Origin of the sequence: Ideonella sp., assembly GCF_036277275.1 — a bacterium.
Lineage (GTDB): Bacteria > Pseudomonadota > Gammaproteobacteria > Burkholderiales > Burkholderiaceae_C > Ideonella.
The window spans coordinates 36,383-48,588 of the sequence record NZ_DASUNH010000092.1 but is presented as its reverse complement, the minus strand read 5'-3'; the positions used below and the strand labels follow the sequence as shown (position 1 = coordinate 48,588).

Sequence of the window (12,206 nt, the reverse complement as noted above, 5' to 3'; positions counted from 1 at the left end):
GTCAAGGGCACGTTGAAGCAGCTCAAGCGAATCGGGGTGCGGGTCGCGATCGATGATTTCGGCACCGGCCAGTCGTCGCTCGCGCACCTGCGCGAACTCGCCGTCGACAAGATCAAGATCGATCGCAGCTTCGTCACCAGCTTGCCAACCGATGCCGGGGCACATGCGATCGCCCGTGCCGTGGTGCAGCTGGCCCACGGCCTGAAGCTGGCGGTCACCGCCGAAGGGGTCGAAACCGAGGCGCAGCGCGAAGCGCTGGTCGCCATGCATTGCGACGAATTGCAGGGCTATCTGATCAGTCGGCCGTTGAGTGCGGCGGCGTTGGCCGCCTGGCTGGGCGAACGCGCGCAGGCCTGAACGCCGCGGCCCGGCGCGGCCCTGGCGTTCCCAGCGGGGCGGCGCTCCGCAAGGCGCACCCGGAAGACAGCCCGCGGGCCTAGTGTTGCAGGATCTTCGACAGGAAGTCCTTGGCGCGCGGCGAGCGGGCATCGGGACTGCCGAAGAACTCTTCCTTCGTGCAATCTTCGATGATCTTGCCGGCGTCCATGAAGATCACGCGGTGGCTGACCTTGCGCGCGAAGCCCATCTCGTGGGTCACGCACATCATCGTCATGCCTTCGTGCGCCAGCTGGACCATCACGTCGAGCACCTCGCCGACCATCTCGGGGTCGAGGGCCGAGGTCGGCTCGTCGAACAGCATCACGATCGGGTCCATGCTCAACGCGCGGGCAATCGCAACACGCTGCTGCTGCCCCCCCGAGAGCTGACCGGGGAACTTGTCCTTGTGCGCCATCAGGCCGACACGGTCCAGCATCTTCAGGCCGCGGGTCTTCGCGTCGTCGAGGCTGCGGTTGAGCACCTTCACCTGCGCCAGCGTCAAGTTCTCGGTCACCGACAGGTGCGGGAACAGCTCGAAGTGCTGGAACACCATGCCGACTCGGCTGCGCAGCTTCGGCAGGTTGGTCTTCGGGTCGGCGATCGAGATGCCGTCGACCACGATGTCGCCTTGCTGGAAGGGCTCCAGCGCGTTGACCGTCTTGATCAGCGTGGACTTGCCCGAGCCCGAGGGGCCGCAGACGACGACGACCTCACCCTTCTTGATGGTCGTCGTGCAATCGGTCAGCACCTGGAACGAGCCGTACCATTTGGAGACGTTCTTGATGTCGATCATGGCGTGGGCCCCTTATCGAATGATCTGGATCTTCTGCTGCAGGCGACGCACGAGCATCGACAGGCTGAAGCAGATGACGAAGTAGACGACGGCAGCGGTCAGGTAGGTTTCGACCGGGCGGTTGAAGTTCTTGCCGGCGACCTCGAAGCCCTTCAGCAGGTCGTAGGCGCCGATCGCATAGACCAGCGAGGTGTCCTGGAACAGGATGATCGTCTGCGTCAGCAGCACCGGCAGCATGTTGCGGAAGGCCTGCGGCAGCACGATCAACTGCATGCACTGCCGGTAGGTCATGCCCACCGCATAACCCGCGAAGACCTGGCCTCGCGGCACGCTCTGAATGCCGGCGCGCATGATCTCCGAGTAGTAGGCCGCCTCGAACACCGTGAAGGTGATCATGGCCGACAGCTCGGCGCCCATCGGCCGCCCGATCAGCAGCGGGATCAGCAGGAAGAACCACAGGATCACCATCACCAGCGGCACCGAACGCAGCGTGTTGACGTAGAGCGCTGCCGGCGTCACCAGCCAGGGTCGGCCGGACAACCGCATCAACGCCAGCAAGGTGCCGATGAAGATGCCGCCGATCATCGCGACCAGCGTAAGCTGGATCGAGAAGAGGAAGCCCTTGGCAACGAAGCTGGAAACGACATCCCAGCTGAGAAAACCGAAGTCCAGATTCATTTGCCACCCCCGATGAGCCCGGGGACTTGCAAGCGGGTCTCGATCACCTTGGCGATGCGGTTGATCGCGAAGGCCGAGATGAAGTACAGCGCGGTCACCGCCAGGTAGATCTCGACGCCCCGCGAGGTTTCTTCCTGCGCCTGCATCGCGAACTGGGTGAGCTCAGCGATCGACACCGCGAACGCCACCGCCGAGTTCTTGATGATGTTCATGCTCTCGCTGGTCAGCGGCGGCACGACGATGCGAAACGCCATCGGCAGGATCACGTAGCGGTAGGTCTGCGGCAGGGTCAGGCCCATCGCCAGCCCGGCGTAGCGCTGGCCCTTGGGCAAGCTCTGGATGCCGGCCTTGACCTGCTCGGCAATACGCGCCGAGGTGAAGAAGCCCAGCCCGAGCACGACGAGGATGAAGCTCGGCACATCCTTCAGCGGCGGGATCAGCGACGGGATCACGTGGTACCAGACAAAGATCTGCACCAACAACGGGATGTTGCGGAACAGCTCGGTCCATGCATTGCCCAGCCAGACCAACGGTTTGCTCGGCGTCGTGCGGAAAATGCCCATCAGCGAGCCGACCACCAGCGCCACCACCAGCGCGAGCAGTGCCACTGACAGCGTCCAACCCCAGGCTGAGAGCATCCAGTCCAGGTAAGTGATGTCGCCGCCGCTGCCGAAGCAACGCGGCGACACATCGCCACTGATGGTGTCCTTGCAGAACACCTGCCAATCCCAATTCGCCACGAACGTCCCCCGGCGCTGGGCCTTCGAACAGGCCCCAAAGAAAAGGCGCGGCAACCTCGGGTGGCCGCGCCGTCAGCCTATGCAAACACCGGGCCTGCAGCCACGGTGTTTGCCAGCACTCTGTTCTTACTTCTTCGCGTAGTCTTCCATCGGCTTGTCGTTGGGGTTGGCCCATGCCGCCTTGGTGTTCTCGTTCGGCGGCATGCCGACCTTGGTGTTGGACGGCGGGATCGGCTGCTCGAACCACTTGGTCCACAGCTTGGCGATGTCACCCGACTTCATCATCGCCTTCAGGCTGTCGTCCACCGCCTTCTTGAAGGCCGGGTCGTCCTTGCGGATCATGATGGCGATCGGCTCGACCGACAGCACGTCGCCAACGAGCTTGAAGTCGGCCGGGTTCTTGGCCTTGGCGATGTTGCCGGCCAGGATTGCGCCGTCCATCACGAAGGCATCGGCACGGCCAGATTCGAGCAGCAGGAAGCTGTCGGCGTGGTCCTTGCCGAACACCTCCTCGAAGTTGACGTTGGTGGCGCGCTCGTGCTTGCGCAGCGTCTGCACCGAGGTCGTGCCGGTCGTCGTGGCGACCTTCTTGCCGTTGAGCTGGTCGATCGAGTTGATGCCCGAATTGGCCTTCACCGCAATGCGCACCTCCTCGACGAAGGTCGTGACGGCGAACGCGACGTCCTTCTGGCGGGTGGCATTGTTGGTGGTCGAGCCGCACTCGATATCGACGGTGCCGTTCTGCACCAGCGGGATGCGGTTTTGCGAGGTCACGGGCTGGTACTTGATCTCCAGCTTCTTGCCGACCTGCTTCTCGATGTCGGCCAGCACGCGCTGGCAGATCTCGACGTGATAGCCGACGTACTTGCCGTCGCCCAGGGTGTACGACAGCGCGCCGGAGGACTCGCGCACGCCCACGGTCACCACGCCGGTGTCCTTGAACTTCTTCAGCGTGTCGTTGGACTGGGCTTGGGCCACGCCCACGACCGCCAAGGCAGCCAGGACCAGCAGGGTTTTCTTCATGCGAACTCCTTCGAATGGAATACAAGGTGCAGGTGTAACGTCAATCGTCGTCACCAGGACTACGTGCAAGCCCGTACTGCTGGACACTTCACAAGCAGGAAGTGCGCCGTGCACGGGACCCAGGCGTTGGGCGCGGACTGTAACGGCGTGCAGCAGCCGAGGCCAATGCCGATTGTCTGAGCCCTTATGCGCGGGCTGCATGACGACTGAGGGTTTTCACTATGATGCCAAGCGCTCACTGGCGTGACTGCAGAAAGCCCCACAGCTCCTGGGCGCCGGCCTTTACATGGCGCGCGACTTCGGGGCGCTCGCGGTAGATGCGCACCTCCATCGTCATCTCGTAGTCGCTCGAGCCGGCCGCCACCAGGCGCTTGGCCTTCAGCTCCTTGCGCACCGAGCTGGCCGGCAGGAACGCCAGGCCATGGCCCTCGAGCGCCATCGCCTTCAGGCCCTCGGCCATGTCGGTTTCGTAGATCGGATCCAGCACCGGCGGCGTCGGCGCGTGCTTGATGATCTGCTCGACCAGCCGCCCCATGTAGGCGCCCGACGCATAGCTGAGGAAGGGCACCGGTGCCCCGGGGCGGCCGGGCAGCTTGCACAGTGGCTGCCCGTCGGCACCGGCTTTGGCATAGGGCGCGAGTGTTTCGGTACCGAGGCTCAGCATCTCGTAGCGGTCAGGCGCCAGTTGCAGCGGCTGTGTCGGGTGGTGGTAGGCGATCAGCAGGTCGCAGCTGCCTTCGGTCATGCGCATCACCGCGTCGTGCACGTTCAGCGCAATCAGCCGGCTCTTCAGCGTCGGCAGGCGCTTGCGCAGGTCCATCAGCCAGTGCGGGAAGAACGTGAAGGCCAGCGTGTGCGGCACCGCGAACTCGACCATGTCCTGGCCCGCCACCTGGTGCCCCCGCATCATGTTGCGCGTGGCCTGCAGGTTGCCGAGGATCTCCAGCGCCTGCGCGTGGAAGGTCTCGCCGGCGGGTGTCAGCCGCGTCGGGTAGGACGAGCGGTCGACCAGGTCGATGCCGGCCCAGGCTTCGAGCGCCTGGATGCGGCGCGAAAAAGCCGGCTGGGTCACATGGCGCAATGTGGCCGAACGCGAGAAGCTGCGCGTCTCGGCCAGGCTGATGAAGTCTTCAAGCCACTTGGTGTCCACTTTCCCTCCGGTCTTGCGCCGTGTGTTGCAGTTGCCACATGCGAGCATAGCGCCCGCCCTGGGCCAGCAGCGCCGCATGCGAGCCGCGCTCGATGATGCGGCCCGCTTCCATCACCAGAATTTCATACGCATCGACCACGGTGGACAGGCGGTGCGCGATCACCAGCGTCGTCTTGCCGCGCGACACGCTCTTCAGCTCGGCCTGGATCGCCCGCTCGTTGGCCGAGTCGAGCGCCGAGGTGGCCTCGTCGAAGATCATCACCGGCGGGTCTTTCAGCAGCGTGCGGGCAATCGCCACCCGCTGCTTCTCGCCGCCCGACAGTTTCAGCCCACGTTCACCGACCACGGTGTCGTAACCCAGCGGCTGGGCCACGATGAAGTCGTGGATGTGCGCCGCCTTCGCCGCGGCCTCGACCTCGGCCCGCGAGGCGCCGGCGCGGCCATAGGCGATGTTGTATTCGATCGTGTCATTGAACAGCACCGTGTCCTGCGGCACGATGCCGATCGCGCGACGCAGGCTGTCTTGCGTCACCTGCGCAATGTCTTGCCCGTCGATCGTGATGCGGCCGGCCTGCACGTCGTAGAAGCGGTAGATCAAGCGCGCCAGCGTGCTCTTGCCCGCGCCGCTGGCGCCGACCACCGCCACCGTCTTGCCGGCCGGCACCTCGAAGCTCAGCGACTGCAGGATCGGGCGCGCCGGGTCATAGGCAAAGCCGACATCCTCGAACCTCAGCGTGGCGCCATGCACCTGCAGGTCCGGCGCTCCCGGCGCGTCGGCCACCTCGCGTTCACGCTCCAGCAGCGTGAACATCTTGTCCAGGTCGGCCAGGCTCTGCTTGACCTCGCGGTACAGCACGCCAAGGAAGTTCATCGGGATGTAGAGCTGGATCAACAACGCGTTGATCAGCACCAGGTCGCCGAGCGTCAATTGGCCACTCACGACACCGCTGGTCGCCCGCCACAGCATCGCCAGAAGTGAGCAGGCGATGATCAGCTGCTGGCCGGTGTTCAGCAGCGACAGCGAAGTCTGCGACTTGATCTGCGCGCGGCGGTAGGCGTCCAGTCCGGTGTCGTAGCGCTGCGCCTCGAAAGCCTCGTTGTTAAAGTACTTGACCGTCTCGTAGTTCAGTAGCGAGTCGATCGCGCGGGTATGCGCGCGTGAATCGAGCTCGTTCATCTTGTGGCGGAACTGCGTGCGCCACTCGGTGACAGTGATCGTGAATGTCACATAGGCCGCCAGCGCCGTCAGCGTGATCCACACGTAGCCAAGGTCGAACTTGGTGCCCAGCAGCACCAACGCCAACACCAGCTCGACGACCGTCGGCAGGATCGTGTAGAGCGAATACGAGACCAGCGACTGCAACGCTCGCGTGCCGCGCTCGATGTCGCGCGTCATGCCGCCGGTCTGCCGCTCGAGATGGAAGCGCAGGCTCAGCGCGTGCAGGTGGCGGAAGGTCTCCAGCGCGATCTGGCGCGACGCCCCGTGCGTGGCTTTGGCGAACACCAGCTCACGCAGCTCGGTGAAGACGCTGGTCGACAGCCGCAGCGCAGCGTAGGCCAGCAGCAAGCCTGCCGGCACGACCAGCAAGCCGCGCGCGTCACCCGCCGGCAGGTTGAGATCGTCGACCAGTGTCTTGAGCAGCAGCGGCACACCCAGGTTGGCCACCTTGGCCGCGACCAGGAACAGCAGCGCCGCACCGACGCGCCAACGGTATTGCCAGATGTAGGGCAGCAGGCGCTTCAGCGTGGCCCTGTCAGTGTGTGAACGTTGGCCGGAAGCCGCTGGGGATGAGGGGCTGGCGGCCAGTGATTGACGACGCATCGTGAAAGAATCGGCTCGTACAACAAGATGAAGTGAGAGGACGGGACACCATGACCGATGCCGACCCCAACGCCGCCGCACGCGCGGCAGCCCACCCCAGTGTGCCCGAGCCACTGGTCCAACGTTTGCCCGACGACAAAACCCTCGTGCTGCGGGTGATGCCGATGCCCGCCGATGCCAACGGCAATGGCGACATCTTCGGCGGCTGGATCATGGCCCAGGTCGACCTCGCCGGCGCGGTGCTGCCGATGCGCATCACCAAGGGCCGCATCGCGACGGTGGCCGTCAACGAGTTCGTCTTCAAGCAGCCGGTGTCGATCGGTGACCTGCTGAGCTTCTACGCCACGGTCACCCGCATCGGCAACACCTCCGTCACCGTGCACGTCGAGGTCTATGCCGAGCGCAACCCGCAGGATCTGTACGTGGTCAAGGTGACCGAAGCCAAGCTGACCTATGTCGCGATCGACATGCAGGGCCAGCCACGCAAGATCCCAAAGGGATAGGACGTCGACTCAGCGCGCGAATCGATCGGTGGCGCGGATCAGTTGGTCAGTGATGCCCGGTTCCTTGAACGCATGGCCGGCGGCTTCGACGAGCTTCAGTTCCGAGCCGGGCCAGGCGCGATGCAGCTCCCGCGCGGTGCGCGGTGGTGTCGCCATGTCGTAGCGGCCCTGCACGATGACGCCGGGAATGCCGCGCAGGCGATCGGCATTGCGCAACAACTGGCCTTCCTCCAGGAAAGCGCCGTGCATGAAGTAATGGCATTCGATGCGCGCCAGCGCGAGCGAGAAGCGCGCCTCGGTGCGCTGCGCCAGCGAAGCGGGATCGGGACGAAGCACGATCGTGCGGGCTTCCCAGCGGCTCCATGCGATGGCGGCGCGCAGTTGGGCCGCTTCGTCCGGGCCGGTCAGCAGCCGCGCATAGGCGCCCAGCAGGTCACCGCGCTGCTCGACGGGGATGGGCGCGATGAAATGGGCCCATTCGTCCGGGAACATCCAGCTCGCGCCGTCCTGATAGTACCAGTGCAGTTCTTCGCGCCGCGCAGTAAAGACGCCGCGCAGCACCAGCGCCGAAACCCGCGCCGGAAGCGCCTGTGCATAGGCCAGCGCCAGCGTGCTGCCCCAGGAACCACCCAGCACCAGCCAGCGCTGCACGCCCAGCATTTCGCGCAGGCGTTCGATGTCGGCGACCAGGTGGTCGGTGGTGTTGGCCTCAATGCAGGCATGTGGCGTGGAGCGGCCGCAGCCGCGCTGGTCGAACAGCAACACGCAATAGCGCTGTGGATCGAACAGGCGGCGCTGATCGGCGCTGCAGCCGCTGCCGGGGCCGCCGTGCAGGAAGACCGCCGGCTGGCCATGGGGACTGCCGCACAGCTCCCAGTAGAGCGTGTGTCCGTCGCCGACGTCCAGGTGGCCGCTAGCGAAGGGCTCGATCGCCGGATAGAGCACGGCGGGCGCATCGCTGCCTGTCTGCGGGTCGGACGCAGCGGGTGCTGCGCTGGGTTCGGAGAGCGTCGCGGGGTTCTGAGCCATCCTCATACTGTAGCCGCCGCCTCCCATGCGCTACCGCCCGGCGACGGTGGCATGGTCTATGCCGGCACGGGCAGGGAATGAAGCGACGTCGAAGGGGCCAGCGCCAGCGCCACGATCGCGCGGTGTTGCAGCGCATCGACGATGCGACCGGCCAGGCGCGAATTGACGCTCATCGCATTCGTCCAGAAACAGGTGCCGACACCCAGCGATCCCAGCAACGAGACGACCGGCGCACGGCCCGACGGCGGCGACGCGTCGCCATCGGCCTCGTCGCGCCCTTTCAGCCGCAGGTCGTCGAAGTGCTGCCGCACGCCGCCGAACTCGCAGGGCGCCATCAGGCCGCGCGATACCAGCTGACGGATCAGCACATCGTCCGAACGCGTGACGTCGACACACATGCCGGTCGCGTTGACCAGCCGGTCGACACGCAGCAGCGAGCGACGGCCTGTCACTGCTGCGTTGAACTCGATGGCGAAGCCACCGCCGACCGCGCGCACCGCCGAGACATCGCCGCGCACCTCCAGCTGTCCGCGACACAGCATCGCCAGCACCTTCTCCGCATTGACCAGCGGCACGGCGATGCGGCGCACCATGAACAGATGGCGATGGTGCTCGTCGAAGAAGCGGCGGTCCGGCAACGACAGTCGGTGCCAAGCGTGATCGATGACCTCGTTGGCCTGGTAGAGCACCGATTGCCAGTGGCGCTCGCCGCGACGGGCGATCTCGATCTCATGGGCCAGGTACTCGGCCGGCGTGGCGCCGACCGCCAGTGCTTCCTCCAACCGGAACGGAACGCCGGTGCGGGCCTCGATGTCGCGACGCAGCAACTCGATCAAGTCGTGCAGACGCACGCAGCCCCCGGCATCGCGCGGCAGCGCATCGATGCCTTCGAGGGTGAACCAGCGCAGCGCGACCGGGCTGGACACGTCGCTGCGCACCGACGGCAGATGTCCGCGTCGCGAGAACGCGGTGACCTGTCCGCGGAAGCCGCTGTCATGCAGCGACACGATCGCATCCAGCGCACTCAGGCTGGTGCCGGCGATGCCGACATGATCAGCATCGGCCAGCGACCGGACCATCTCGCGGCACGGATACGGCGACGGCAGGAAGCCCGGTGCACCCTCCAGCGCGCGGAACTGCGAGGACGGCAGGTTGCCGATGCACAGCAGCGCTTCGTCCGCGGTGAAGCGCAGGCCGCGCTCGGTGCGCAGTACCACCGCGCCGTAATCGGTCGGCACCAAGTCGACCACCGCCTCGTTGATCAGCGACAGCGGTACCTGGTTCGCGCGCAGCTCGGCGACCGCGTGGCGATGCGTGTCCGCCAAGTAGTCGCCGTAGATCGCGCGCGGCACGGGGCCGTCGAGCCAGCGGGCTTCCCCCGGCCAGCGCGCGACGCGCGCCCGCAGCCAGTGGAGGAAATGATCCGGCTCGTCCGGCAGCACCGACAGGGCTGCGGCCGGCGTGTTCAGCAGCACCGAGTCGAGGTCGTGTGCATAGGGCTGTCCGACGCCCAGGCGCTGCGCCGGCTCGAACTGCAGCAGATGCAGCGCGGGCAGCCGATCGGCGCGGCGCGCCAACTGCGCGAGGACACTGGTGGCAATTGATCCCCCGCCGACGAGGGCCACTGTATAGGCTCTGGACAAGATCGCTCCCTGCGTGGATATTGCTAGAACTTCTTGGACATGCCCACCACCAGCGAGGACACGCGCTGGCCGTTTCCGAGCTCGGCGGCGGTGGATTTGTCGAATGAGTAGTGCGCGTTCCGGTCGTTGACGATGGTGTTGTAGAAGCCGTGGAGCTTGGTGAGCTTGGTCAGCCGATAGGTGTAGCCGACCGAGTACATGCTGGCTCCGGACTCGTCCAGCCGCTGCACGTTGTTGACCGCTGATCCCGGCGCCGCGGAACCGCGTCCGCCAAAGGCCCGGCCAGCATTGGCCCAGGCGGTCTGCGAGCTCCAGGTGTGACTGAGCAGCAGCCCAACGTAGTCGCGCCACAGCGTGCCGCCAGACTCCATGCTGTAGGACAGCCGCTCCAGCCCGAGGCCGACAGTGACCGGCCCCCGCCACTCCAGCGACAGCGTCACGCCGCTGTCCCGTGCGCCGCCGTAGCGCGTGTCCATCTGATGCTGGAAGGCCGCGCCGAGGTAGAGCGCGCCTTGCCGGTACTGCAGGCCACCGGAATAGGCATGCGAGCTGCCCTTTTGTCGCTGCAGGTCCGTCGACAGGTCGGCGACCGAGACGCTGCCCGACAGGCCGTTCCAGTTCGGGGTGTCGTAGCGCACCGCCGTGATGAACGAGTCCACACAGCCGTTGTCCATGCCCGCGCCGTTGCCGCAATTGGCCCACAGTGCGATGGGGTTGTGGTTGCCCTGGATCTCGATGAAGTACCAGGGCAGCGACACGTCGTCATAGATCGGCAGCACGCGGCCCAGCTTCACCGAGCCGGCACCGCCCGCCATCTGCACGAAGCATTCACGGTTGCATAAGCCACCGGTACCGGTGTCGACGCGCAGACCACCGGAGATGTAAAACGAAGCGCTCAGGCCGTCACCCAACGACTCGGTGCCCTTGAAGCGGATATTCGATGAGGCGCTGTCCAGGCGGAGATCCTGGCGCGTCCGGCCGGTGCTGTCACCGAAGCGCAGCGTGTTCAATTGAACGTTGAGTTCGCCCGACAGCGTCAGCGAATCAGACGCGGCGAACACAGTGGCCGGCGCGGCCGCGACCAGCGCGGCTGCCACGCCGCACACCCAACCCGCACGCGCCGCGGCGGCATTGAACATCCACCGTGACATGACGACCTGGATCACCGTACAGGCAGCGAAGCTGCCGCCACGGCCGCACGAGCAGGCGCCGCGTCAGCGCCGGGTTCCCAGCGGGTGTTGGCCGCGAACCAGCGCTGGAACTCTTGCAGCCGCTCGCGGATTTGCGCTTCGTCTGCGCCTTCGACGATGGCGCTGACCACCTCGCCATTGGTGAACTCCATGCCGCGGTAGGCGACACCCGGTCGGGCATAGAGCTTGTAGCGGCGCACGTGCGGCAGAGGGCATTCCGTGGGCGCGTCAAGCAGCAGGCCGGACACCGGCGGAATGCTGATGTGGCCGACCCGGCGTACTGGTCGTTCCAGCGTCGGTACCTGCACCGACGGATCACGCAACGCGCGTAAGAAGGTCATGCGGGCATCGATGCCCCAGGCTTCCTGCAGCTCCTGGTTGAAGAAGACACCGCCCAGCCGAGAAGCAATCTCGCATATCACGATTCGGTCCGACCGATCGACGAACGCCTCCAGATGGAACAGCATGGTCGGCTCCGACGGGAGGACCTGTTCGACGAGACGGCGCGAGTAGTCCTCCAGTTGCCGCAGCACCGAGTTGGCATCGTCCAGCATGTGCAGGTCATGGCAGGCGCCGCCGAGGAAGTCCAATGCCGAAGTCATCACCCGCACCGGCGAGATCAGCACGGGCCGGCCGGCCACATAGAGACCGTTGACGATGTAGTGATCGCCGACGACGAAACCCTCGATCATCGTGTTGTACAGCGTCGACGAGGGCTGGCGATCCAGCCACGCATCCAGCGCCGTCTCGTCGCGCAGTACCACGACGTTGTTGGAGCCGCGTCCATCGCGCGGTTTGACGACCACCGGCCAGCCTTGCCGGTCGATGAAGCGGCGCACGTCCATCGCGCTGTGCACGATCGCCATCGGCGCCACCGGCAGGCCGGCATCGCGGACGCGGCACTTCATCAGGTACTTGTCGCGATAGCAGAGCATCGCCTCCTCGGCGCCTGTCGTGACGCCGAGCCGGTCGTTGACGCGCGCTGCGCGCAGCATGTCGATCTCCGCCAGGCCGACGGCATGCGGGGCGGGCATGGTGCGGGCGATCTCCAGCGCGCGCAGCTCGACCGCCGCGTTGTCGTTGAAGCGATCGAAGAAGTGGCAGACCACCCGGCCGGCGAGGTGGCGCTCAAGCGCCTCGCGTTGGCTGGCGCAGGTCAGCACGCGCGCATCCGGACCAAGTGCCTCGGCCCATTCGGCGGCACTGTGTTGCTGCAGGATCTTGGGCGGGCAGAACAGTAGCAGGCTCATCTCGTGG

Annotated in this window: 12 protein-coding genes; 2 read left to right on the top strand and 10 right to left on the bottom strand. The window is 65.9% G+C overall.

Features of this window, described 5'->3' with window-relative positions; translation table 11 throughout:
• Positions 1–357, top strand: a 357-nt coding sequence (locus tag VFY73_RS16075) for an EAL domain-containing protein (RefSeq protein WP_329720512.1), incomplete at its 5' end; no start/stop codon positions are given.
• A gap of 79 nt (positions 358–436) precedes the next feature.
• Here VFY73_RS16075 and VFY73_RS16070 read toward each other — a convergent pair.
• The 6 genes from VFY73_RS16070 to VFY73_RS16045 form a co-directional block, all read right to left on the bottom strand.
• Positions 437–1,171 carry an amino acid ABC transporter ATP-binding protein gene (locus VFY73_RS16070; protein WP_329720510.1) on the bottom strand — a complete coding sequence of 245 codons (735 nt, stop codon included), beginning with the start codon at positions 1,169–1,171 and terminating at the stop codon, positions 437–439.
• A 12-nt stretch (positions 1,172–1,183) separates the two neighbouring features.
• Positions 1,184–1,849, bottom strand: coding sequence for an amino acid ABC transporter permease (locus VFY73_RS16065; protein ID WP_329720508.1), 666 nt, complete (start codon positions 1,847–1,849; stop codon positions 1,184–1,186).
• Positions 1,846–2,589 carry an amino acid ABC transporter permease gene (locus VFY73_RS16060; protein ID WP_329720506.1) on the bottom strand — a complete coding sequence of 248 codons (744 nt, stop codon included), beginning with the start codon at positions 2,587–2,589 and terminating at the stop codon, positions 1,846–1,848. The genes VFY73_RS16065 and VFY73_RS16060 overlap by 4 nt, the downstream gene beginning before the upstream one ends.
• 126 nt (positions 2,590–2,715) lie before the next feature.
• Positions 2,716–3,612, bottom strand: coding sequence for an amino acid ABC transporter substrate-binding protein (locus VFY73_RS16055; protein WP_329720504.1), 897 nt, complete (start codon positions 3,610–3,612; stop codon positions 2,716–2,718).
• A gap of 235 nt (positions 3,613–3,847) precedes the next feature.
• On the bottom strand, positions 3,848–4,762 hold the full coding sequence (locus tag VFY73_RS16050) for a LysR substrate-binding domain-containing protein (RefSeq protein WP_329720502.1): 915 nt from the start codon (positions 4,760–4,762) through the stop codon (positions 3,848–3,850).
• A complete protein-coding gene (locus VFY73_RS16045; RefSeq protein ID WP_329720500.1) occupies positions 4,743–6,584 on the bottom strand; it encodes an ABC transporter ATP-binding protein/permease in 1,842 nt (613 codons plus the stop codon). Before VFY73_RS16045 ends, VFY73_RS16050 begins: the two co-directional genes overlap by 20 nt.
• Positions 6,585–6,742: 158 nt before the next feature.
• Here VFY73_RS16045 and VFY73_RS16040 point away from each other — a divergent pair, with 158 nt between their 5' ends.
• Positions 6,743–7,087: an acyl-CoA thioesterase gene (locus tag VFY73_RS16040; protein WP_329720516.1), complete on the top strand. Its 345-nt coding sequence runs from the start codon at positions 6,743–6,745 to the stop codon at positions 7,085–7,087.
• Positions 7,088–7,096: 9 nt separating this feature from the next.
• Here VFY73_RS16040 and pip read toward each other — a convergent pair whose 3' ends face one another.
• From pip to VFY73_RS16020, 4 genes are read right to left on the bottom strand one after another with little or no spacing between them, the layout of a single operon-like run.
• Positions 7,097–8,122: a prolyl aminopeptidase gene (gene pip / locus VFY73_RS16035; RefSeq protein WP_414654473.1), complete on the bottom strand. Its 1,026-nt coding sequence runs from the start codon at positions 8,120–8,122 to the stop codon at positions 7,097–7,099.
• Between the two features lie 50 nt (positions 8,123–8,172).
• Complete coding sequence (locus VFY73_RS16030) at positions 8,173–9,759, bottom strand: FAD/NAD(P)-binding protein (RefSeq protein WP_329720496.1); 1,587 nt, start codon at positions 9,757–9,759, stop codon at positions 8,173–8,175.
• A 23-nt stretch (positions 9,760–9,782) separates the two neighbouring features.
• Complete coding sequence (locus VFY73_RS16025; protein ID WP_329720494.1) at positions 9,783–10,910, bottom strand: porin; 1,128 nt, start codon at positions 10,908–10,910, stop codon at positions 9,783–9,785.
• A gap of 11 nt (positions 10,911–10,921) precedes the next feature.
• Positions 10,922–12,199, bottom strand: a complete 1,278-nt coding sequence (locus VFY73_RS16020; RefSeq protein ID WP_329720492.1) for a hypothetical protein — start codon at positions 12,197–12,199, stop codon at positions 10,922–10,924.
• Positions 12,200–12,206: the final 7 nt, after the last annotated feature.